Genomic DNA, 23193 nt, shown 5'->3' with positions numbered 1-23193 from the left:
CTCAGTCTCTCCCGTACTGATCGAACCAGCGGCCGAAATGCTCGGCGGAAGCCGCGCAGTCGAAGCGCGCGCGCCAGCCGAACTCCTCGGCCAGCCGCGTCGTCGACAGCCGGCCGCGATTGGGTGCGAACACCGGCACCGTCGGCGTTTCCCCCTGCTCCTTGAGCCGGCAGGTGAATCCAGCTCGACCGGTCGCGAAGGCGCGGCCCCAGGTTTCGGCTGTGAACGTCGCCGCGTTGGAGATGTTGTAGAGCGCGTGCTGCGGCTTCTCAGCCTCCAACAGCAGACAGACAGCATCCGCGACGTCGACCGCGTAAACCCAGTCCTTGTCGCCCGGCTCGCTCAGCAGCGCAGGCTCGTTGCGCGCGCAGCAGGCGGCGATGAGCGCCTGCGGCGAGGGCGTGTCGCGCACGCCGCCGCCGCGCTCGAACGGGCCGAACACGGCGGACAGGCGCACGCTGATGACATCCGTCTTCCACAGATCGCTCAGCCGCGCGGCGACGCGCTCGGAGGCGAACTTGCTGATCGCATAGAGCGACACCGGCTCGCACGGCGTGGTCTCCTCCAGCACGGCGAAGCGCTGGCCGCTCGCGCCATAGGACGTCGCCGAGGACAGGTTGATGACCCGGCGGATGCCGCTGCCGCGCGCCGCCCGCAGGATCGGCACCTGCGCCAGCAGATTGACCGCGAGGATGCGCTCGGGGTCGGCGGCATCGCGCTCGGCGCCCGCGGTGATCGCGGCGCCCATCACGACGGCATCGCAGCCATTGCTGATCGCGGCCGCCACAGCGCTCGCATCGGTGACGTCGCCCTGCACCAGGTGCAGACGCTCGCGATAGGGTTCAAACGCACGCTGCGCCGCCGCGGGCAGACCTGTTGCGTCGAAGATCGTCACGGCATGGCCGCGCTCCAGCAGGCCTTGCGCGATGTTGAGGCCGACGAAGCCGGCCCCGCCGAAGATCAGGACATGCATGCGAAACACGCCTCCCCGAGGGCCTCATGGTTCGAGACGGCTGCTGACGCAGCCTCCTCACCATGAGGGGACACGGCTCGCGCGCCGCGAACCTCGCCCTCGCTCCTTATGCTGAGGAGGGCGCGTAGCGCCCGTCTCGAAGCACGAGGCCACCGGCCGACGTGTGCTCGCGCCCTCACAGCAGCGTCGCCCCGAAATTCTGCTCCGGGTCCATGTCCGCTACCAGCCGTCCCGTCGGCTTCGCCGCCTCGCCGCCGCTGCGGGCGAGGAACTGGCCCGAGCCCGGCTGCACCGAGACCTTGCCGCCATCGACGATCACCCGGCCACGCGACAGCACGGTCACCGGCCAGCCCTGCACGCTGCGCCCGGCGAACGGCGTGTAGCCGGCAAGGTCGTGCATGGCGGCATCGCTGATCGTGACGTGCTTGTCGGGATCCCACAGCGCGATGTCGGCATCGGCGCCGATCGCGATCGCGCCCTTCCGCGGATGCAGATTGTAGATCCTGGCTGGCGCCGTCGCGGTGAGCTCGACGAACTTGTTGAGGCCGAGCCGGCCCTTCGACACCATCGCGTCGAACAGCAGCGGCAGCCGCAGCTCGAGGCCCGGCAGCCCGTTGGCGATCTGCTTGAAGTTCGGGCTCGGACCGGCGCGCAGCTTGCCGGTTTCGTCGAAGCGATACGGCGCGTGGTCCGACGAGATCGTCTGCAAATCGCCGAGCGCCAGCGCCTGCCACAGCGCCTCCTGGTCGGGCGCGCGGCGCGGCGGCGGGCTGCACATCCACTTCGCGCCATCGATGCCGGGCTTGTCGAGATCATCAGCCGTCATGAACAGATATTGCGGGCAGGTTTCCGCGAACACCTTCAGCCCCTGCCCGCGCGCGTCGCGGATCACCTTGGCGCCTTCCGCGGTCGAGACGTGGAAGATCATGATCGGCTGATCGACCAGCGCCGCCATGCCGATCAGGCGGTTGAACGCCTCGGCCTCGGAGAAGCGCGCATGGCTGATGGCGTGGTATTTCGGCGCGGTGTAGCCGCGCGCCAGCAGCCGCTTCACCATCCATGAGATGATGCCGTGGTTCTCGGCATGCGCGCACAGCATCGCGCCGCCCTCGCGCGCGGCGACGAGGATGTCGAGCAGCGGCTCGTCGTCGATCTTGAGCCGGTCATAGGTCATGAAGATCTTGATCGAACCGTGCCCCTGCCGGATCAGCGCCGGCAGGTCGCGCTCCAAGGTCTCCTTGGTCGGATCGGCAATGATCATGTGGAACGCGTAGTCGATCACCGCGCCCTTGCGCGCCAGCGCGTGGTAGTCCTCGAGCACCTGCGGCAGCTGCATACCGACATGCTGCGCGGCGAACGAGATCACGCTGGTGGTGCCGCCGAACGCGGCGGAGGTCGTCGCGCTCTCGAACGTGTCGGCATTGACGATGCCGGCAGCCGAGAGCTGCTCGATGTGGCAATGGCTGTCGACGCCGCCGGGCAGCACATATTTGCCGCGCGCATCGATCTCGCGCCTGGCGGGCCCGAGCCCGCGGCCGATCGCCGCGATCGTCTCGCCTGATACGGCGACATCGGCCTCGAACGTATCCGTGGTGGTGGCGACGCGCCCGCCCCGGATGATCAGGTCATAGGCCGGCTCGGTCATCGCGATCTCCTAGTTCTGTCAAATGGAACGCCGTCGACGCGAGATGGCCGCATCGGCCCCATTGCGTCAGCCGTGGCATAGTGATTGCCTGTCACGCGCCGTCAACACTGAAGAAGCAGGTAGCTCCCATGTCCCGCCCGCGCATCACCGTGATCAACCCGAACTCCAACCAGGTGGTCACCGACGGTCTCGCGGCGGCGCTCAAGCCGCTGATGTTCGCGGAGGGGCCCGAGATCGTCTGCGAGACACTGAAGGAAGGCCCCTACGGCATCGAGAGCCAGAAGGACGCGGACAGCGTCACTCTGCCGCTGCGACGCTTCGTCGAGGGCGACAACGCCTCCAGCGCCTTCGTGATCGCCTGCTACAGCGACCCTGGGCTGCATGTCTGCCGCGAGGCCACGGCACGGCCGGTGCTCGGCATCGCCGAATGCGGCGTGCTCACCGCGCTGACCCGCGCCGATACGTTCGGCGTGCTCGCCATCGCGCAGCGCTCGATCCGCCGCCACATCCGCTATCTCCGCCAGATGGGGCTGATGGACCGCCTCGCCGCCGAGCGTCCGCTCGACATGACGGTGGCCGAGACGGCATCTGGTGAAGGCACCTTGGCGAAGATGATCGCGGTCGGCCGCGCGCTGAAGGAGGAGGACGGCGCCGGCGCCATCGTGATGGGCTGCGCCGGCATGGCGCGGCATCGCAAGAACCTGGAGGACGCGCTGGGGATTCCGGTGATCGATCCGACCCAGGCTGCGGTGACCATGGCTCTGGGCGCGGTGGCGTTTGCCAGCTGAGCGCATTGTTTGGTGGCAACACTCGCGCGGCGACCTCGGTGCACCTCGCCCCGCTTGCGGGGAGAGGTCGGATTGCATCGTCAGATGCAATCCGGGTGAGGGGGACTCTCCGCACGGTCGGTGCGCGTGGCTGCCCCTCACCCCAACCCTCTCCCCGTAAGAACGGGGAGAGGGAGCGCACCGAGATCCGCGCGAGGATTTCGCCTACAAACTACAACATTGGGTCACTCCGGCGGCACTGCGCCGGTGCGGCTGGTGATGAGCCCGTAATGCTCGACCCGGCGATGCCGCCCGAAGTCGAAGATCGTCTCCTTGCCGAACCGTGTCGCATCGAGATCGCAAGGTACGACCAGCACCTCGTCGCCCTCCGTCAGCGCTTCCGCGACGATCTCGCCGTCGGGATTGACGATCAGGCTGCCGCCGATCAGGTGATGACCGTCCTCGACGCCAGCCTTCGCGACCGCCACGACCCAGCACGAGTTCTGATAGGCGCCGGCCTGCGCGGACAGCCGGTTGTGGAACAGGCGCTGCTGCAGTCCCTCCGCTGACTTCAGCGAATTCACCGACGGCGTGTTGTAGCCGATCAGCACCAGTTCGACGTCCTGCAGGCCCATGACCCGATAAGTCTCCGGCCAGCGGCGGTCGTTGCAGATCGCCATACCGATGATGCCGCCGAGATTGCGCCAGACGGGAAAGCCGAGATCGCCCGGCTCGAAATAGCGCTTCTCCAGATGCTGGTGGCTGCGCTCCGGTTCGAACTCCTCGTGGCCTGGCAGATGTACCTTGCGATACTTGCCGACGATGTTGCCGGCGCGGTCGGTGAGAACTGCCGTGTTGTAGTGATGCCCATCCGGCGTCAGCTCGGCATAGCCGAGATACATCGCGATGCCGTGCTGCGCTGCGCGGTCGAACAGCGGCTGCACCGCGGCGTTGGGCATCTCGCGCTCGAACCAGGCATCGACATCGGCCTGATCCTCCATGTACCAGCGCGGAAAGAACGTGGTGAGCGCCAGCTCCGGATAGACGATGAGATCAGCGCCCCTGCGCTTGGCCTCGTCCAGCAGCGCGATCATGCGCGTGACGACGGCCTCGCGGCTGTCAGCGCGCTGGATCGGCCCCATCTGGGCCGCGGCAACGTTGATGATGCGCATGATGGAACTCCACAATCAGTTCGTATATGCGCCCTCTCCCCTTGTGGGAGAGGGCATGTATGACGTCTCGGCAAGCTCGGTTGGGTGAGGGGTCTTTCTCCACGAGCGGCACTCGTCGAACGAGACCCCTCACCCGACCGCGTACGCGGATGGCCGTACATGCCCTCTCCCACAAGGGGAGAGGGCGCTGCATCGGACAGCGCTGAGATGACCGGCGGCACCGAACCGATATCGAGAGAGCGGCGTGTGCCACTATGCCGAAAGTACCTGGTGCCGCCATCATCCCGGCCGATGCAGCACCGGGCGCGTGCGCGAGAACGACGGCCGCCCCCGCTTCAGGCCCCACAGCGGTTGCGCCAGCGTTGCGACCGCCTCGGTCGGATCGGCGGCATCGATGCAGACGAGATCGGCCGGCGCGCCGACGGTGATGCCGTAGTTGCCGAGCCGCATCAGCTTCGCCGCATCATGGGTCACCATGTCGAGGCAGCCGGCGAGATGGTCAGGGCGCGAGACGTGGCAGACATTGGCGTAGAGGTTGGCCATCCGGATCAGCGAGCCGTCGCCATAGGGCGTGAACGGGTTGAGCACGTTGTTGGTCGAGAGCGAGCAGGTCACGCCCCTCTCGCGCAACGGCTCCAGCGGGACCACGCCGCGCGGGATCGCATGATCCTGCCGCCGTCCCATCAGATGCAGGTCGGTCGAGGGCAGCACGGTCACGGCGACACCGGCATTGGCGAGCTGCGCGGCGATCGCGTTGAAGCGTTCCGGCGGCAGCAGCGACAGCTGCGTGACATGGCCGACAGCGACGCGCCCGCCCCACTTGTACTCCTCGGTCTTGCGGCAGACATATTCGATCTGCATGTGGTCGAGCGTCTCGGCGAGATCGAGATGCATGTCGATGTCGACGTCGTGTTCGCGCGCGATCGCGAAGATGCGGTCGATCTGCGCCGGCGGGTTGGTGTCGAAATACGGGGCGGCGCCGATGGTGCGCGCGCCACGACGCAGTCCTTCGATCAGCAGCTCCTCGGTGCCCGGATAGTTCGTCAGGCCTTCCTGCGGGAACACGCAGATCTCGAGATCGAGCGCCCAGGCGTAGTCGCGCGCGAGCTGTTGGATGGCTTCGAACGCGATGAAGCCGATGCCGGGATCGAGCTCGACATGGGTGCGCATCCGCATCGTGCCATGGCTGACGCAGCGCTCAACGGTCTGCTTCGCCCTGGCATAGACATCCTCCGGCGTGAAGTTGCGCTTGGCCGCCGCGGTCTCCCGCACCGCCTCGGCGACTGTCCCCTCCCGGATGCTGCAGCGGTCGAGGATGCAGGTCTTGTCGAGATGGATGTGCGTCTCGATGAAGCCGGGAACGACGAGGCAATGTTCGGCGTCGCGCTCCTCCACCTCGGCCGGCAGCGCGGACTCGATGGCGGCGATGCGGCCTTTGGAAATTCCGATATCGGCGCGGCGCAGCTCGCCCTGCTGCGCCAGCACCGCGTTGCGAATGATCAGGTCCATGCCGCCTTTGCCGCCGAAGACTCCCTACGCGCGCCAAGCTGGCGGCGTCGCGTCCAAAAGGCAAGCGCCATGCCAGCGGGCGAGGCCGCGCTGCATTGCAAGCCGGCCGTCGTCACCATTCGTTTACAAATAGATGCCGCCCGGGATACCCTTGTTTGCTGCAGAAAAACTGCTATATTGATGCATGGAAAACGTGAACGCGTTCTGCTCAGGCCCGTCGTCAAGGCGGGCCGTTGCCGTTTTGGGGGTGGCTGTCCGATGACTCGCTCCAACCGCACGGATCATATCCGCCTGACCTCGCACCCGGTGCCAGGCGCCAAGCATAATTTCCCGCTCCACTGGGGCGCCGAGACCGCGCGCGAGCGCGGGCCGATCATCGGCACCGTGTCGCGGCCGCAGGACCGCAACGTGATCGGCAGCCATGGTGGCTCCTACACGGTCTACCGCGCGCTCGCGGTATCATCCGGTGCGCTCGATCCGATCCGCCGCCCCGATCTCACCAACACCCATCCCGCCGCCACGATCGGCCCGTTCGCGCAGTGGCGCGATCCGGCGAAGATCGTCGCGCTCGATCCCTGGGGCCATCTGGTGGCCGAGAATTTCGGCGGCGAGATCGCGGAAGGAATCGATATCCGGCCGACCATCGCCGTGACCAAGGCACGCATCGAGCTCCCCGAGCTGCATGCAGCGCTCGCGGCCAAGCGCCTCGTCCATGACGGCGACGTCGTGCATGCCAATGGCAGCGTCTCGGTGGTGAAGGTCGCGATCGACCCGGTGTGGTACCTGCCCGGCGTCGCCGCGCGCTTTGGCACCAGCGAGACCAGTCTGCGCCGCGGCCTGTTCGAGCAGACCGGCGGCATGTATCCGGAGCTGGTGACCCGGCCCGATCTGCAGGTGTTCCTGCCGCCGATCGGCGGCACCACGGTCTATCTGTTCGGCGACGTCACCAAGCTGAACGACGGCCGAACGAAGATCACGTGCCGCGTACACGACGAGTGCAACGGCTCCGACGTGTTCGGCTCCGACATCTGCACCTGCCGCCCCTATCTGATCCACGGTATCGAGGAATGCGTTGCGGCCGGGCAGAACGGCGGGCTCGGCATCATCGTCTACAACCGCAAGGAAGGCCGCGCGCTCGGCGAGGTGACGAAATTCCTGGTCTACAATGCGCGCAAGCGCCAGGAGGACGGCGACGCCGCGGCGGCCTATTTCGAGCGCACCGAATGCGTCGCCGGCGTGCAGGACGCCCGGTTCCAGCAGTTGATGCCCGACGTCATCCACTGGCTCGGCATCAAACGCATCGACCGCTTCATCTCGATGAGCGACATGAAGCACGACGCGCTGGTGGGCCAAGGCGTCGACATCGTCGAGCGCGTGCCGATCCCAGACGAGCTGATTCCCGCCGACGCCCATGTCGAGATCGCGGCCAAGAAGGCGGCCGGCTATTTCTCGCTGGAGCCGCAGAAACCCGAGGCGCTCGGCGACACCGTCGGCCGCCCGCTCGAGAAGTATTGAGCGCAGCAGCAGATCATGGACGACGTCTCATATCTCCTGTCGGCCCGCGCCGTGCGCGAGCGGTCGCATCAGCTGCTTGCGCTCGGTCTCGCCGACAAGCTGCCGCATTTCCGCATCGACATCGCCCGGCTCGACGCGATCGCCGACGTCGTGCTCGATGTGACCCGCAAGGCCTATCCCGACGGCGAGGTGCCGTTCCACTCGCGCTGGCGGCATTTCGTGGTCGGTGGTGTCGATCGCTGGGCCGCGATCGCCGACAAAGTGAATTGGCCGAATGCGGCGTCGCGGGCGCGCGCCGAGTTCGATCTCGCCATCGCGAGCGTGCTGCTCGACGCCGGCGCCGGCGCGGCGTGGCGCCATCATGACGAAGCCAGCGGCTTCAGCGTCGGCCGCTCCGAGGGGCTGGCGCTGGCCAGCCTCGAGATGTTCGCAAGCGGCGCGTTCTCGTCCAATGCGAGCGATCCGCTGCGGGCCGATGCGGCGAGGCTCAGGCAGCTCACGGTCGCGGATCTCGAACGCGGTTTTCAGGTCGGTGCCGACAATCCGCTGGTCGGGCTCGAGGGGCGCGTGGAGTTGCTGCGGCGGCTAGGCGCCGTCGTGGCGGCAAGCCCCGAGGTCTTCGGTGCGAAGGACGGTCCGCGGCCGGGTGGCCTGTTCGATCGGTTGGCTGCTGGCGGCCGCATCGAGGCCCCTTCGATTTTGCAGCAGGTGCTGCGTCAGCTCGGCCCGATCTGGCCGTCACGCCTGACGCTGCACGGCACGGCGCTCGGCGATTGCTGGCGGCATCCATCATTGATCACCGATGACGCGACCACCGGTCTCGTCCCGCTGCACAAGCTGTCGCAATGGCTGAGCTATTCGCTGATCGAACCGCTGCAGCGCGCCGGCCTTGTGGTGGACAACATCGACGGCCTCACCGGCCTCGCCGAATACCGCAATGGCGGCCTGTTCGTCGACGGCGGTGTGCTGAGCTTGCGCGATCCCGCCGATGCCGCGCGCGTGCATGAGGTCGATTCTCCGCTGGTGGTGGAATGGCGCGCGTTGACCGTCGCCCTGCTCGACCGGCTGGCCGAACTGATCCGCCGGCGCACCGGCCAGACCGCGGAGCAGCTACCGCTGGCGCGCATCCTCGAAGGCGGCAGCTGGGCCGCCGGCCGCAAGCTCGCCTTCGCCCGCCGCCCGGACGGTTCGCCGCCGCTGACCATCCTCACCGACGGCACGGTGTTTTAAGGGGTTTGGGCCTGAGGTCGCCGACCTCGCGGTTCCGTCATTGCGAGCAAAGCGGGAAGGACGTCTGGATTGCTTCGTCGCTTCGCTCCTCGCCATGACGAAACTGATCAGTTGCGCGTACGGTGGGCAAAGCGCAGCGTGCCCATCATTCCAAGCTGAGCTAAGATCGCGGTGGGCACGGCGCGTCGCGCCTTTGCCCACCCTACGCTTCGGAGATGAAAGCCATGGAAGGCGTCACGGTCGTCGATCATCCGCTGGTGCAGCACAAGCTGACCCTGATCCGCGACAAGTCGATCTCGACCAAGTCGTTCCGCGAGCTCTTGAAGGAGATCGGCATGCTGCTCTGCTACGAGGTCACGCGCGACCTGCCGCTGACCGAGGTCGAGGTCGAGACGCCGCTGGCGCGGATGCAGTCGGCCAAGATCGCCGGCAAGAAGCTGGTGTTCGTGCCCGTGCTGCGCGCCGGCGTCACCTTCGTCGACGGCATGCTCGATCTGGTGCCGACCGCTCGCGTCGCCCATATCGGCCTGTACCGCGAGCCGCAGACGTTCACCGCAGTCGAGTACTTCTTCAAGGCGCCGTCCGACCTGCAGGAGCGCCTGGCCGTCGTCGTCACCCCGGTGCTCGCGACCGGCAACAGCGCCGTCGCCGCGGTCGACCGGCTCAAGGAGCGCGGCGCCAAGGACATCCGCATGGTCTGCATGATCGCCGCCCCCGAAGGTGTCGAGCGCGTCCGCGGCCTGCATCCCGATGTCACCCTGTGGACCGCCGCGATTGACGATGGCCTCGACGATGACGCCTTCATCGTCCCCGGCCTCGGCGACGCCGGCGACCGCGCCTACGGCACGCGGTAGCAGCATTCAGCCGGCGAATGCCGCCTCTGCCTCCGGCAGCGCCCAGATCCTCTCGATCGCAGCAGTACCCGCGGCGGTGATGGCCGCCTCGTCGCCGTGGAGATAGCGGCCGTCGTGGATCAGCAGCCGGCCATCGATCATCACCTGGTCGATGTTGGCGCGGTTGGCGAGCGCGATCAGGCCGCGGCGCGGGTCATGTAGCGGCCGAAGATGTGGATGCGTCATGTCGACGACGGTGAGGTCGGCGGTCGCCCCCGCCGCGAGGACGCCGAGATCGTCGCGCTTGATCATGGCGGCGGCCGTCGTGGTGACGGCGTCGATCAATTCCGGCGCGCTCGCCGTCTCGGCGCTTCCCAGCGCGACCTTCGAGATCAGCGACGCCGCATTGAGTTCGCCGAGCAGGTCCATGTTGTAGCCGTCGGTACCGACGGCGGTGCGCACGCCGTGCGCCGCGAAGCGGCCGAAGGCGGCGGTGACGCCGGCGCGCGCGAACACGCGCGGGCAGTTCAGCACGCCGGCGCCGCGCGCCGCCATCAGCGCGAGGTCGGCATCGGTCGAGGCATGGCAGTGCGCGGCCAGCAGATCGGGACCGAGCAGGCCGAGCCAGTCGAGATATTCGGCCGGCGTGCGGCCGCCATGGCGCTGCGCAATCGTCGCGACTTCGCCTGGGCTCTGCGCCATGTGCGTCGTGATGGGAACGTCGAGCTCGCGCGCCCGGCTCGCGGCCGCGCGCAAGAGATCCGGCCCGCAGGTATCCGTCGCGTGCGGGCTCATCGCGAGCCGGATGCGGCCGTCGCCCTGGCCGTGCCAGCGCTGATGCAGCGCGTTCCAGGTCGCCATGTCGGCTTCGCCGTCGTCACCGGCATAGTGCACGGTGCCCGAGGCATCCGCCTTGGCGTCCGAGGTCGAGAACAGATAGGGCGCGCCGTAGAAGCGCAGGCCCATCTCGAATGCCGCATCGAACAGCTCCGGGATGGCGTTGCGGAACGGCTCCATCACCGTGGTCGCGCCGCCCTTCAGGAGCTGCAGCACGCCCATGCGGCCGATCGCCAAGCGCTCCTCCGCGGTGAGGATCTCCGCGCCGCGCTTGGACAGCGGCAGCAGCACCGTGTAGACGATGCTCTTGTTGTTGCGGCGGCCGTTGCCGTCCTCGGTCAGCGTGCGTGCGATCGCCTCGCTGAAGACGTGGTTGTGCAGGTTCAACAGGCCCGGCAGCACGAATCGGCCCGGACGATCGAACACCTCGTCCGCCGCCGGCCTGTCGCGCGTCACGGCCGCGATGCGCCTGCCCTCGACCAGCACCCAGTGATCGCGCAGCACGTCCTGGGCGCCGTCCCTGCGCGTCAGCACATAGCTGCCGAAGATCGCGGTCGTGCTCATGCGCTCTTCGCTTCCGCCGCCTCGTGACGCTGGTAGTTCGCGGCGATCTCGGCGCCGGTCGTGATCCAGACGTCCTGGCACGATTTGGCGTAGGTCAGGAACTCGCGCAGCAGGCGGAAGCGCATCGGCCGGCCCGAGACCTGCGGATGCAGCACGGTCGTCACCATCGCGCCCCAGTCGCGGACTTCGTCCAGCTCATCCTTCCACATCGACAGCACGTGCTCCTTCGGAAAGATCGAGCGCGGCGAGAACCGCGCCGACAGGCCGTGCATCCAGTCGTCATAGCTCGCGGTCACCGGGATCTCGATCGTGCCCGGCCTGCCGTCGGCGGGGCAATGGCGATAGGGCCTGACGTCGTCGCGGAACGACGACGTGTAGACGATTCCCTGGTGCACCAGCGCTATCCGCAGCTCCTCGCAGAACTCGCCGAACGGCGCGCGGTAGCCGATCGGGCGGATGCCGAGCCGGCGCTGGATCGCCTCGAAGCCGCGCTCGATCTCCTCGACGATGAAGGGATCGCCCGGATCGGGCAGCAGATGGTGATAGCCGTGATGGCCGATCTCGTGGCCCGCCTTCAGCACGGCCTCCGCCATCGCCGGATGCGCATCGACCGCCCATCCCGTGATGAAGAACGTCGCCTTGAGATCGAGCTCGGCGAGCAGCTCGAGCAGCTTCGGCGTGCCGACGCGCGCCTCGAAGCCGCCGAAGCTCATCGTGACCAGGCGCGCGGCATGCGCGGGATCCTTCGACGTCCAGGCGCTCTCGGCGTCGATGTCGAACGACAGGAACATCGCCGCTCTGTACGGCGCAGGCCACGGATAGTCCGGCGCCGGCGGCGCAGTGTTGGCGGGAACGACCGGGATCCCCGCGAGCGCCTTACTGTCCAGCATTGATCAGCACCTTCTCGATTCCGTTGTCGCTGAGCTTCCACTTCGCCAGAAGCGCCTTGTAGCTGCCGTCGGCGATCAGGCCCTCCAGCGCAGCGTGCAGCGCGCCACGGAGCTCGTCCGCCTTCACCGGCGTCGCGAGTCCGGTATATTGCAGCGCGATCATCTCGCCGACCGGCGCGTAGGCGTTCGGCTCGAGGTCCATGATGTAGGGCAAGGTCTCGTTGCCCTGCACGGCGGCGTCGATGCGGCCCTGCTTCAATTGCGTCCGCGCATCGGCCGAGCCTTCCGTGCCGACGAACTGGATCGGGCTTGATCCGCAGTTCTTCTCGCTCCAGGCCGCGATCTGGTCCGGAAACTTGGTGCGCCTGGAGGCGCCGACCTTCCTGCCGCACAGCGCGGTCGGCTCCTTGAGCTCGGCCGCGCGCGACGCCTGCACGAAGAAGCGCGGGCCGCTGCGCAGATAATCGATGAAGGTCGCGGTGTCCTGCCGGCTCTTGTAGTCGGTCATGCCGGTCAGGATGATGTCGAAACGCTGCGTGGCGAGGCCCGGCATCAACTGGTCGAAGCTCGTCTCCTGCCAGACAGCCTTGACGCCGAGCTTCTTGGCCAGCGCCTCGCCGAGCTCGACATCGAAGCCGGTCAGGGTCGATGTGGCCGGATCCTTGAACTCCATCGGCGGATAGTTCGGCACCACCGCGATGCGCAGGCCGTTCTGCTTGATCTCGGCCGGCAGTTCGGCGGCGAGAGCCGTGCCCGCCACGGCGGCGCTCATGAGTCCAGCCAACACGATCCACTTCAAATCCATCACCTCACCCCACTTCCGCTGCCAGAAACGCTCTTGTTCTCGCCTCGCGCGGCGCGCGCAGCACCTCGCGGGCCGGGCCGCTCTCCACGATCACGCCCTGGTCCATGTAGACCACCCGGTCGGCGACCTCGCGCGCAAAGCCGAGCTCATGCGTCACCACCAGCATGGTCATGCCGGATGTCGCGAGCTCCTTCATCACGGCAAGCACCTCGCCGACCAGCTCCGGATCGAGCGCCGAGGTCGGCTCGTCGAACAGCACCAGCCGCGGCTTCATCGCAAGCGCCCGCGCAATCGCGACGCGCTGCTGCTGGCCGCCCGACAATTGTGACGGATAGGAGCCCGCCTTGTCGGCGAGGCCGACCCGGCGCAGCAGCGCCATCGCCTCGTCCTTCGCCTCGGCCGGCCTGCGCCTCTGCACCTGCACCGGCCCCTCGATGACGTTCTCCAGCGCCGTCATGTGCGGAAACAGGTTGAAGCGCTGGAACACCATGCCGCAGGCGAGCCGCTGCCGCGCGATCTCGCGCTCCGACAGCCGGTGCAGCCGGCCGTCCTGCTCGCGGAAGCCGAGCAGCGCGCCGTCGAGCCAGATGCCGCCGCTGTCGGCCGTGGTCAACTGGTTGACGCAGCGGAGCAAGGTGGTCTTGCCGGAACCGGATTGCCCGATCAGGCAAACCACCTCGCCCTCGAAGACGTCGAGCGAGACCTGCTTCAGCGCCTGAAATTCACCGAAGCGCTTGCTCAGTTGGCGGATGGCGACCAGCGGCCTCATCAGCGGCCGCCTCGCGCGATGCCGCGGGCAAAGCGGCGTTCGAGCAGCATCTGCAGCGGCGTGAGGATCGAGACCACGAGCAGATACCACAGGCCGGCGACGATCAGGAGCTCGATGACGCGCGAATTGGCGTAGTAGATGTTCTCGGCCGAGTGCAGCACCTCCGGATACTGGATCACGCTGGCGAGCGAGGTCGCCTTGACCAGGCCGATGAACTCGTTGCCGAGCGGCGGGATCACCACGCGCATCGCCTGCGGCAGAATGATCCGGCGCAGCGCCTGCAATCGTCCCATGCCGATCGCCTGCGCCGCCTCGTATTGCCCGATATCGACCGACAGCAGGCCCGCGCGCATCACCTCGGACGTGTAGGCGCCCTGGTTGATGCCGAGCCCGAGCAGCGCGGCCAGGAACGGCGTCATCACATCGACCGCGCGCGCGCTCCACAGGCCGGGAATGCCGATGGTTGGAAACACCAGCGCCAGATTGAACCACAACAACAACTGGAGGATCAGCGGCGTGCCGCGGAACAGCCAGGTGTAGCCGGCGGCGACCGACCGCAGCACCGGATTGGGCGACAGCCGCATGATCGCAACGACGACGCCGAGCGCGATTCCGAGCATCATCGCCAGGACCGCCATGACCATCGTGTTGACGATGCCGCGCAGGATCACCGGCGCCGTCAGGAAGCGTTCGACGAACACCCACTCGATCTGCCCCTTGGCGAAGGCCCGCCCGATCGCGACGAGGACGACGACGATGACCGCGGCCGCGAGCCAGCGGCCCCAATGCGCCTGCCGCGCAATCCCGTGTCCGGACAGATCCGGGAAGCCGTCGGCCAGGGCCTCGCTGCGGCTCATTGCGGCGCCGCGTTGAGCATGGGCTCGCGGACCGCATTGGCCCCGAGCCCCCATGTGTCCAGGATGGCCTTGTAGCTGCCGTCGGCGATCATCGCCTTGAGCTGCTCGGTCACCACTTCACGCAGCGCGGCATCATCCTTGCGGAACATGATGCCCTGGTAGCCGAAGGCGATGGGCTCGCCGACGATGCGATACTTGCCGGCCTCCTGCGACTGCGCATAGGGCAAAGTCTCGCTGCCCTGCACGGCAGCATCGATGCGGCCCTGCTTGAGCTGATTGCGGACATCGATCGAGTTCTCCCCCGGCGCATATTGCGCGGCGGGCTTCCCTGCGGCCTCGCAACTGGCCTTGCTCCATTTCTCGATCTCCTGCGGGAAGCTGGTCGAGCGCGTGGTGCCGATCTTCCGGCCGCACAGATCGGTCGCGGCCTTGGCATCGCTGTCCGCCAGCACGAAGAACTGCGGACCGGTGACGAGATAGTCGACGAAATCGGCGGTCTCGCGCCGCGACGCACGATCCGAGATGCCGGAGATGATGAAGTCGGCGCGCTTCGTCTGCAGCGACGGAATGAGCTCGGCGAACGGCGTCTCGCTCCACACGATCTTGACGCCGAGGCGCTTCGCCAGCGCGTTGGCGAGGTCGATGTCGAGACCCTTCAGCTCGTTGGTGGCGGGGTCGTGATATTCCATCGGCGCGTAGGTCGAGTTGACCGTGAGCTTGAGCACGCCAGCCTGCTTGATCTCAGCGGGCAGCTCCGCCGCCCCCGCCGCAGCAAACGAGGCGAGGATGACGAGACCTGCAAACAACGAACGGCGCATCCTGCAACACTCCCCCATGTGAACGGCTAATCGACCACGACCGGCTCGACGACGCCGGCGCGCTCGGTGATGAGCCCGTACTGATCCGGCCGGCGATGGGCCGCGAAGTTGAACATCTTCTCCTTGCCCTGGCGGCACAGATCGAGGTCGATGTCGGCGACGACGACCTCGTCAGCGAGCGTCCTCGCCTGCGCCACGATGCAGCCATTGGGATCGACGATGCAGGAGCCGCCGATCAGCCCGCTGCCATCCTCGTCGCCCGCCTTTGCGACCGCGATCGCCCACGTCGCATTCATGTAGGCGTTGGCCTGCGCCACCAGCGTGGAATGGAAGGTGCGCAGCGCGGCATCCTCGGTGTTGCCGCCGTTCGGATCGTAGGCCGCGGAATTGTAACCGACGCAGACCAGCTCGACGCCCTGCAGTCCGAGCACGCGCCACGATTCCGGCCAGCGCCGGTCGTTGCAGATCATCATGCCCATGATGGCGCCGCCCCACTCGCGGCCGGCGCGCACGGCCGGAAAGCCGAGATCGCCATAGCCGAAATAGCGCTTCTCCAGCTGCTGATACTTGGCACCCGGGCGCGGCTCGACGGAGCCGGGCAGATGCACCTTGCGATATTTGCTGATGATCTCACCGTCGGGATCGACCAGGATGGAGCTGTTGAAGCGGCGTCCGTCCGGTGTCAGCTCGGCATAGCCGACATAGAAGCCGACGCGAAGCGCCCGCGCCCGGTCGAACAGCGCGGCAACGGACGGATTCGGCATCGAACGCTCGAAGTGGCCGTCGAGCGCCTCGCCTTCGAGGATCCAGCGCGGGAAGAAGGTCGTGAATGCGAGTTCGGGGAAGACCACCAGCTTCGCGCCCTCGCTGGCGGCCTGATCCAGCAGCGCGATCATGCGGGACAGCGTGTGCGTCCGGCTGTCGGCGCGCTGGGTCGGTCCCATCTGGGCCGCGGCGGCGCGGAAGATACGGCTCAATAGTGCCTCCAATCTGTGCGTCATGCCGAACGATCAGGCGGAACGCCGCCTGAATGCGCGCACTGAAAGAAGGGATCATTTGGCGAAAGCGGCGCGGGATTTGCAATCTGCCCACACGGCCGCGCGCTATGATATTTTGGCCGAGACCATAACCTGGGCTTATAGGGCGTTCACATGAACCTGCGCCAGCTGGAGATCCTGCGGGCGGTCATCCGCCACCACACCACGGTCGCCGCCGCCGAGGAGCTGGCGCTGTCGCAGCCCGCGATCAGCAATGCGCTGAAGGCGATGGAGGCGCAGGCCGGCTTCACGCTGTTCGAGCGCGTCAACAACCGGCTGTTCCCGACGCCCGAGGCGATGACGCTCTATGAGGAGAGCGAGGCGATCTTCACCTTGCATGCCCGGCTGGAAAGCCGCGTGCGTGACCTGCGCGAGCAGAAGACGGGTCATCTGTCGATCGTCGCCACGCCGCCGCTCGCCTACAGCATCATCCCGCCGACCTTGTCAGGCTTCCTGCGGCGCCGGCCGCAGACGCGGATGTTCTTCGACGTGCGCCGCTACGAGGGCATCATCGAGGGCGTGCTCGGAAACGTCGCCGAGCTCGGTTTCGCGCTCGGACTGTCTGACCATCCCGGTATCGCGCACGAGGTCGTGCACACCGGCGAGATGGTGTGCGTGATGCCGGCCCGGCATCCGCTTGCGGAACGCGACATGATTTCAGCGCGGGACCTTGCCGGGTTCCCGCTGATCGGCCTCGAACGCGGCACACGCCTCGGCGAAGCCGTGCGCGAGAGCTTCCGGCAAGCCGACGCCGACTTCCAGCCGACGGTCGAAGTGCGTTACTGCAACACGGCCTGCGTGCTGGCTTCGACCGGCGTCGGCGTCGCCGTGGTCGATCCATTCTCGCCGCGCCAGGGCGGGCATGATCTCGTGGTACGGCCGTTCACGCCGAGCACCAAAGTCTCGGCCTATGTGTTGTGGTCGGAGGCGCGGCCGCTGTCGAACCTGGCGAAGACGTTTCGCAGCGAGGTGCGAAACGCGAGCCGCAGTCTCGCGGATGGCCTCGACGCGGCGGCTCCGAGTCTCGCCGCTTCCGCGGAACGCGGCTGATTGCCGATCGGCACGACGCGTCCAATAGACCCGTGGACGTATCGTTTGCGGTCCATCATCCGAAATGCCTGCCTGCGGCGGCCTTCTCGCGATGATGCTCTGCGCCTCCGTCATCTTGCGGCTGGCGGCGGAATGGTTGCAGGAGACATTGTGGACCATGGCTCGCCCGCCCGCAATCGCGCCGCCAGCGCCGCCGCGCAGCCGACGAGCAGCTTCTCGCCCTTTGCAGCAGATGCCTTGCGCGCATCGCCTGCGACGCCGGAGGTGGTGATGTCGGCGAACGATCTGAACATTTTCAGCGACGGCACCATCGAGCCCATGATGTCGAAGCTCGGCCCGAAGGCCGCGTCGAGCCTCGCCGCATCGACGAGGCTCGGATGAGCCGCCATCATCATCGACGTCTCGGCTTCGCAGGCGTGCATCACACCGTCCTGATCCTCGAGGACCTCGGCCATCGTCTCCCGCCCTTCCATGAAATAGGTCGTGGTCGCGATCGGGGCATTGAACTCGCGCGTCAGTTCGCCGGTGAGGGCGGCCAGCGCCTGGATGTTGCCGCCATGGCCGTTGACGATCACGATGCGGCGGAAGCCGGCATTCAGGATCGAGCGGCAAAGGTCCCTGAGCACAGCGTGGTAGGTGGAGAGACTGAGGGTAAAGGTGCCGCCGAATGGAACGTGATGGTCGGCGAGCCCGCACCAGACAGTCGGCGCGACCACGATGGGATGGTCTGGAGCCAGCTCCAGCGCGGTGCGGCGGCAGACCTCGCTGCACAGGAAGTCGTCGACTCCCGTCGGCAGATGCGGGCCGTGCTGCTCGGTCGAGGCCACCGGCAACAGCACGAGCGCGTCACGGGCCGCGAGCGCGCGAAGCGCTGCGGCGGAAAGTCTATTCCAGGCGGTTTCGGTCATGATGGCTGCTCGCGTGGTCGGAGATGAGGCAGATTGGCTCAGATCACGCAGCGACCGCAACAGCCCATCTCGGCGTCTCTTGCGCGCAGGCCGACAGTGGCCTGCGTGCAGCCAGGCCTGCACGCCACTGCGCGATACAGCGGCCTCTCCCACAAGGGTGACGGCGCGGCAACCCGGACCGCACCCTCGGCTACATCAGGAGCATGCTCTCCATACGCTCAAACATCGACAGCGATTTCGACCTCGACAAGGTGCAACGGCCCTGCGTCCTCACAACACCACGGCTCGCGCGGCGGGCCAGTCTCACGCCCGCGTCAATTCGATGTCGTGGGTCTGCTTCGTCTCCGCGTCGTACACCCTGATCTGCAACATCGGAAACCGGCGCTTGAGGTCATGCGCGCCGTTGTGTGCGCCATCCTTGGTCTTGAATTCGGTCTTGATCTGACCATCGACCACGACGGCATAGCCGGTCAGCGGAAGGTCTTTGCCGGATTTGTCTTGAGCAGGCTTGTTGTGAACAGACTTCTCTTGGGCAGACTTGAGCATTGCGAGCCGACGTCGATTCGTGAGTTGAAGGGGTGCCGAGCGCGCGATCTCTCCGCCTCGGACGACTCCGATGTAAGGTGAGTCTGTCGCGACGAGCAAGCGAAGACGTGTTCTTCACAAGCAGGACAACTACGGTTCAACCTGACGGCGCAGCGCCGGCCCGCGATGATCTCGGGATGTTCAGCGCGAACGAGTCGCGCAAGTTCCAGACTTGCGACGCGAACGTTCCGGTGGCTCGGCATCATGCTCGCCACCGCGAACGAGGAGCGCTGTGGTCGCGCGTCTCTCAGCGCCCGCAGCGCCCACCTCGCACCACCCCCAAGGCAGCAGCTCGATGCCAACTTGAGATGCGCTCTCCGACTGAGCACGGGTAGACGCAAAATCCCGCCACCATCGAACGAACGAATCAGCATGGCCGCCATGCGCGAATTGCCCGTCGTGTTAGTTCGTCGCACGTTTGGCGCTTGCGCCGTCGGGCAAATCACCTGCACATTTCCGCGCATCCCGCCTCATGAAGAGGGGCGTGTCGCGAACGTCACGAGACGTGGAGTGCGGGATGCGATGGACGCGACGTGTCGCAGCGGGTGTCATGCCTGCGGACGAACGGCACGGTGCGGACGGCGAAATCGCATGGTCCTGGCGCCGCGACGCTGGCGTCAAGCTCGCGACGAGGTTTCAGCCTCGCGCGGGTGACGGTGGCAAGACAGCCCGTTCACCGGGGAGAGTGCGTATAAGCCGTAACACCGTCGCGCAGGGAAGGCCGGGATGTCTCGGCCGAACCTGTGGTTCCTGCCCCGTGCATTCTTTCCGCACGGGGGCCATGGGGGCGGAGAGCTCCCGGCCTTCCCTGCGCCCTCTCCCTTGAAGAGGGTTCCGTCAAGCAAGACTCGGGCGCGATCCGCGCCGCGAGATCGCGACGTGCTGATTTGTAGACGTTCTGTTTGTCGATGGCTGTTTGTCGATGGCTGTTTGTCAGAGTGAACTGCTGACCAATGTTGCGTGCCGTGCACGGGGGCACGACGATCTCCGTAAGATGACGGATGGGCTTGCCGACCGCCGGTGCCGCTCCGGCAGCCAGGGATCGTAAACGGCTGGGCAGACCGTTGACCCGCCATTTACCTCACGGTCCGACCACGACATCGTGATTTGATGCAGGTCAACATGCCCGGCCCGGACGCACCACCTACTGACAAGGCGTTCAAGCGAATCAGGCCTTGCCGTTACCTCGTTCGGCGTCCCTCGAACGGTCCTGTGCACTTGTCATCATGGAGAACCACATGAGCGAGACCGGCGTGACCGCCCTGGATCACACCGTCCAGGAAACCAACATCTGGCTGAAGGCCATCGAGCAGCGCCTCGCGCTGGCGAGCCGGCAGCAGGCCTACAATGCACTGCGTGCCGTGCTCCATGTGCTGCGCGACCGCATGCCCCTGGCCGTCGCCGTGAATTTCGGCGTCCAGTTGCCGATGCTCATTCGCGGGATCTACTACGAGGGCTGGCACCACGCGGCAACCCCGACCAAGGACCGCCATCTCGAATATTTCGTCGATGACATCTTCCGCCAACTGCCGCCGCAATTCCCGGTCGATCCGCTCACGGCGGCGCGCGGCATCTTCGAGATTCTCTGGGAGAAGCTCGATCCCGGCGAGTTCGACAAGCTGATGGCCCACCTGCCCGTGTCGCTGCGCAATCTGCGCGAGCCGGCGACGTAAGCGTCAGTGCGCCAACTGCCGGTACAGCGCCGGCAGTGCGGCCGGTAGTCGCCGGATGTTGCCGACGATGGCGTAGCCGCCGCGACCGAACAGGGTTGGAAAATACGACTGCGCCGACGCATCGATGGTCACGCCGAACACCGCGACGCCGCCGCGTCGCGCTTCCTGCACCGCCTTGCGCGTGTCCTCGATCGCGAACCGTCCCTCATAGTGATCGACGTCGTTCGGCTTGCCGTCGGTCAGCACCAGCAGCAGGCGCTTGCGCTCGGATCGCTCGGCGAGCTCGCCGGCGGCGTGACGCACCGCCGTGCCGATACGCGTGTAGTAGCCGGGCCTGAGCGCGCCGATGCGGCGCTCGACCCGCCCGCTCATCGGCTCGCCGAATGCCTTCACGGTCTCCAGGCGGACCCACGAGTTGCGCCGCGAGGTGAAGGTGAGAATGCTGTGGCTGTCGCCGCAGGCCGACAGCCCATGCGCCAGCACCAGCAGCGCCTCCTTCTCGACGTCGAGGACGCGCACGCCATCGATCCATGCATCGGTCGACAGGGACACGTCGACCAGGAGAGTCACCGCGAGATCATGCGCCAGCGGGCGCATCGCGAGGTGCACGCGGTCGATGCCGCCATGGCCGGCATTGAGATCGCTGCGCGCGCGCACCAGCGCGTCGATGTCGAGGTCGTGGCCGTCGGCCTGCGCGCGCATGATCTCGTGGCGCGGCCGCAAGGTCTCGAACCTGCGCCGGACGCTGCGGATCCGCCGGCGCATCGCGTCGTCCGGAGCCCACGCCTCGCCCGCTTCGGCGGCGTCGCCGGTCACGACGCGGCAATGATCCGGCAGATAGGCGCCGCTGCGATAATTCCATTCGGGATACAGCCGGCCGCTGTCGAGCCTCGCGGTGTCGACCGCCTCGGGCGGCAGATCGAGGTCGAACTTCAGCTTGCTCGCCGGCCGCCCCTTGCGCCTGGCGATCGCAAGCTCGTCGAGATCGTCGGCGGCCTTGCGGGCGTCGTCATCGTCGGTATCGTCGGACGGACGATCGACATTGACCATCTCCGCCATCGCGAGGATCTTCTCGAAGCGGTTGAGAATGAATGGATCGCGCTTGGCCGTGTCGTCGCGCTCGCGCCGCGCGAATCGCTTGCGGGTGTCGGGTGCCCCCTCCTGCTCTGCGGGCGTCTGCGTCTCGTCGTCGTCGCGCGCCGCGGCAACGGCATCGCGACCCCAGCAATCGCCCCACAGCGGACACGGCAGCATCGGCCGATAGCCGGGCGGCGCGGCCTGCGGCAAGGGGCCGCCGGCGATGACCGCATTCCACAGCGCGCCTTTGGGCGGCGCGCCCGCGCCGAGCAGCGCCATGACGATGTGCTCGACCTGCTGCTCGAGCCGAGGCAGCGGCCGCCGCGGCCGCGCCGCAGCCAGCGCTTCGGCGAGTTGCGCATGCGGACGCGCCAGCCCCGGGAAGCGCGCCAGCACCAGCGAGGTCGTCTCACAGGCCCGGCGCAGCGCCAGCAGATCACGCCGCAGCGGATCGCGCTCCGCGATCCGCTCGACTGCCATGGTCGCGAACCACGCCGCGAGCCAGTGATAGAGCTGCGCATTGAGCGCGCGATCCGGCAGCAGCGCGATGGTCTCCGGCAGGAACACGGTGGCGCCGTCGCGCCCGGCCTGATCGAGGCATTCGTCGCCGAGGCCAATGCGCTGGCGCCAGCCGAGCCGATGGCCCGATTTGCGCGCCTTGGCTCCGGCGACCTGCACGCCGCTCTCGCCGCCCAGCGCGCGGAACATGACGGCGATGCGGCCGCTGATCTCGTTCAGGGCGACGGCCTGGTCCGGATGGACCGGATAGCTCGAGGTCGTGCCGACCATGCGATGCCAGGCACGGCCGACGGTCTCCTCCAGTTCGAGGAAGTCGAGCATGGCTCACCCGATCACGGCATGCGCGACCTCGCGCAGCGCGGCCTTGACGTCGGCGTCGTCGGTGAGCGGCTCGATCATCGCAGCGAGCACGGCGTCCGCGATGGATGCTCCGGCGGCGACGAGCGTCGCACAATAGACCAGCAAGCGCGTCGAGACGCCCTCCTCCAGGTCATGGCCCTGCAGCGCGCGCAGCCGATGCGCGAGCGCCACCAGCGGCCGAACGCGCTCCGGCGCCAGCCCGCTCTCGGCGGCAACCACCACGATCTCCTGCTCGGCCGGCAGGAAGCCGAATTCGATGGCGATGAAGCGCTGCCGTGTCGACGGCTTGAGCGCCTTGTGCAGCGACTGGTAGCCGGGATTGTAGGAGACCACGAGCATGAAGCCGTCGGGCGCGATCAGCTCCTCGCCGGTGCGCTCCAAGGGCAGGATCCGGCGGTCGTCGGTGAGGGGATGCAGCACGACGGTGACGTCCTTGCGGGCCTCGACGACCTCGTCCAGATAGCAGATTCCGCCCTCGCGCACCGCGCGGGTCAGCGGGCCGTCGGTCCACACGGTGTCGCCGCCCTTGAGCAGATAGCGCCCGGTGAGGTCGGCGGCGGTGAGGTCGTCGTGACAGGCGACCGTGTGCAGCGGCAGGCCCAGTCGCGCCGCCATGTGCGCGACGAAGCGGGTCTTGCCGCAGCCGGTCGGCCCCTTCAGCAGCACCGGCAGGCGATGTCGGAACGCATGCTCGAACAGCGCGCATTCATGGCCGGTCGGCGTGTACGAGGGGAACGACGGGGCGGTATGGATCGCGTGCAGCGCGGGCTTCATGACAACTCTCCGTATCAGGGGGATGC

The 23193-nt window shown here is 67.2% G+C and carries 21 protein-coding genes; 6 read left to right on the top strand and 15 right to left on the bottom strand.

Going from position 1 to position 23193, the window contains the following annotated elements; genetic code table 11:
- Window position 1 precedes the first annotated feature (1 nt).
- Both QX010_RS04735 and hydA read right to left on the bottom strand, forming a co-directional pair.
- A complete protein-coding gene (locus tag QX010_RS04735) occupies window positions 2-973 on the bottom strand; it encodes an NAD(P)-dependent oxidoreductase (RefSeq protein WP_316177942.1) in 972 nt (323 codons plus the stop codon).
- A 175-nt stretch (window positions 974-1148) separates the two neighbouring features.
- Entirely contained in the window at window positions 1149-2618 is a 1470-nt protein-coding gene (gene hydA / locus QX010_RS04730; RefSeq protein ID WP_316177940.1) for a dihydropyrimidinase, read from the bottom strand.
- Window positions 2619-2746: 128 nt separating this feature from the next.
- On the opposite strand from hydA, the gene QX010_RS04725 reads away from it, so the two are divergent.
- Complete coding sequence (locus tag QX010_RS04725; RefSeq protein WP_315804446.1) at window positions 2747-3406, top strand: aspartate/glutamate racemase family protein; 660 nt, start codon at window positions 2747-2749, stop codon at window positions 3404-3406.
- A gap of 224 nt (window positions 3407-3630) precedes the next feature.
- Here QX010_RS04725 and QX010_RS04720 read toward each other — a convergent pair whose 3' ends face one another.
- Window positions 3631-4557, bottom strand: coding sequence for an N-carbamoyl-D-amino-acid hydrolase (locus QX010_RS04720; protein ID WP_315804445.1), 927 nt, complete (start codon window positions 4555-4557; stop codon window positions 3631-3633).
- Between the two features lie 279 nt (window positions 4558-4836).
- A complete protein-coding gene (locus QX010_RS04715) occupies window positions 4837-6066 on the bottom strand; it encodes an amidohydrolase family protein (RefSeq protein ID WP_316177938.1) in 1230 nt (409 codons plus the stop codon).
- A 258-nt stretch (window positions 6067-6324) separates the two neighbouring features.
- On the opposite strand from QX010_RS04715, the gene QX010_RS04710 reads away from it, so the two are divergent.
- From QX010_RS04710 to upp, 3 genes are all read left to right on the top strand, one after another.
- Complete coding sequence (locus QX010_RS04710; RefSeq protein WP_315804443.1) at window positions 6325-7581, top strand: GTP cyclohydrolase II; 1257 nt, start codon at window positions 6325-6327, stop codon at window positions 7579-7581.
- 15 nt (window positions 7582-7596) lie between these two features.
- Window positions 7597-8811, top strand: coding sequence for a URC4/urg3 family protein (locus tag QX010_RS04705; protein ID WP_316177935.1), 1215 nt, complete (start codon window positions 7597-7599; stop codon window positions 8809-8811).
- 224 nt (window positions 8812-9035) lie between these two features.
- Window positions 9036-9665, top strand: coding sequence for a uracil phosphoribosyltransferase (gene upp, locus QX010_RS04700; protein ID WP_315721502.1), 630 nt, complete (start codon window positions 9036-9038; stop codon window positions 9663-9665).
- Between the two features lie 6 nt (window positions 9666-9671).
- On the opposite strand, the gene QX010_RS04695 is transcribed toward upp, so the two are convergent.
- Genes QX010_RS04695 through QX010_RS04665 form a run of 7 tightly spaced genes read right to left on the bottom strand, consistent with a single transcriptional unit; the run spans window position 9672 to window position 16185 of the window.
- Window positions 9672-11045, bottom strand: a complete 1374-nt coding sequence (locus QX010_RS04695) for an amidohydrolase family protein (protein ID WP_316177933.1) — start codon at window positions 11043-11045, stop codon at window positions 9672-9674.
- On the bottom strand, window positions 11042-11935 hold the full coding sequence (locus tag QX010_RS04690) for a polysaccharide deacetylase (RefSeq protein WP_316177931.1): 894 nt from the start codon (window positions 11933-11935) through the stop codon (window positions 11042-11044). Before QX010_RS04690 ends, QX010_RS04695 begins: the two co-directional genes overlap by 4 nt.
- On the bottom strand, window positions 11922-12740 hold the full coding sequence (locus QX010_RS04685; RefSeq protein WP_316177929.1) for an ABC transporter substrate-binding protein: 819 nt from the start codon (window positions 12738-12740) through the stop codon (window positions 11922-11924). Before QX010_RS04685 ends, QX010_RS04690 begins: the two co-directional genes overlap by 14 nt.
- Before the next feature lie 4 nt (window positions 12741-12744).
- Window positions 12745-13512, bottom strand: coding sequence for an amino acid ABC transporter ATP-binding protein (locus QX010_RS04680; protein ID WP_316178444.1), 768 nt, complete (start codon window positions 13510-13512; stop codon window positions 12745-12747).
- Complete coding sequence (locus QX010_RS04675) at window positions 13509-14366, bottom strand: amino acid ABC transporter permease (RefSeq protein WP_315804438.1); 858 nt, start codon at window positions 14364-14366, stop codon at window positions 13509-13511. The genes QX010_RS04680 and QX010_RS04675 overlap by 4 nt, the downstream gene beginning before the upstream one ends.
- The gene (locus tag QX010_RS04670) at window positions 14363-15184 is read right to left on the bottom strand and encodes an ABC transporter substrate-binding protein (protein WP_316177927.1); all 822 of its coding nucleotides are present in this window, start codon (window positions 15182-15184) and stop codon (window positions 14363-14365) included. The genes QX010_RS04675 and QX010_RS04670 overlap by 4 nt, the downstream gene beginning before the upstream one ends.
- Window positions 15185-15210: 26 nt before the next feature.
- The gene (locus QX010_RS04665) at window positions 15211-16185 is read right to left on the bottom strand and encodes an N-carbamoyl-D-amino-acid hydrolase (RefSeq protein ID WP_316177925.1); all 975 of its coding nucleotides are present in this window, start codon (window positions 16183-16185) and stop codon (window positions 15211-15213) included.
- A 150-nt stretch (window positions 16186-16335) separates the two neighbouring features.
- Between QX010_RS04665 and QX010_RS04660 the strand changes: the two genes are divergently transcribed.
- The gene (locus tag QX010_RS04660) at window positions 16336-17271 is read left to right on the top strand and encodes a LysR family transcriptional regulator (RefSeq protein ID WP_316177923.1); all 936 of its coding nucleotides are present in this window, start codon (window positions 16336-16338) and stop codon (window positions 17269-17271) included.
- A gap of 110 nt (window positions 17272-17381) precedes the next feature.
- Here QX010_RS04660 and QX010_RS04655 read toward each other — a convergent pair whose 3' ends face one another.
- Together QX010_RS04655 and QX010_RS04650 are read right to left on the bottom strand one after the other, a co-directional pair.
- On the bottom strand, window positions 17382-18179 hold the full coding sequence (locus QX010_RS04655) for a creatininase family protein (protein WP_316177921.1): 798 nt from the start codon (window positions 18177-18179) through the stop codon (window positions 17382-17384).
- Window positions 18180-18482: 303 nt separating this feature from the next.
- On the bottom strand, window positions 18483-18725 hold the full coding sequence (locus tag QX010_RS04650; RefSeq protein WP_315804433.1) for a hypothetical protein: 243 nt from the start codon (window positions 18723-18725) through the stop codon (window positions 18483-18485).
- A 1277-nt stretch (window positions 18726-20002) separates the two neighbouring features.
- Between QX010_RS04650 and QX010_RS04645 the strand changes: the two genes are divergently transcribed.
- Window positions 20003-20437, top strand: a complete 435-nt coding sequence (locus QX010_RS04645; protein WP_315804432.1) for a DUF2267 domain-containing protein — start codon at window positions 20003-20005, stop codon at window positions 20435-20437.
- Window positions 20438-20440: 3 nt separating this feature from the next.
- On the opposite strand, the gene QX010_RS04640 is transcribed toward QX010_RS04645, so the two are convergent.
- Both QX010_RS04640 and QX010_RS04635 read right to left on the bottom strand, forming a co-directional pair.
- A complete protein-coding gene (locus tag QX010_RS04640; protein ID WP_316177919.1) occupies window positions 20441-22354 on the bottom strand; it encodes a nitric oxide reductase activation protein NorD in 1914 nt (637 codons plus the stop codon).
- 3 nt (window positions 22355-22357) lie between these two features.
- Window positions 22358-23167, bottom strand: coding sequence for a CbbQ/NirQ/NorQ/GpvN family protein (locus QX010_RS04635; protein WP_315804430.1), 810 nt, complete (start codon window positions 23165-23167; stop codon window positions 22358-22360).
- Window positions 23168-23193 lie beyond the last annotated feature (26 nt).

This window comes from Bradyrhizobium sp. SZCCHNRI1009, from assembly GCF_032487575.1.
Classification (GTDB): domain Bacteria; phylum Pseudomonadota; class Alphaproteobacteria; order Rhizobiales; family Xanthobacteraceae; genus Bradyrhizobium.
The sequence above is the reverse complement of the archived record's forward strand: the minus strand, read 5'-3'. Positions and strand labels throughout refer to the sequence as shown.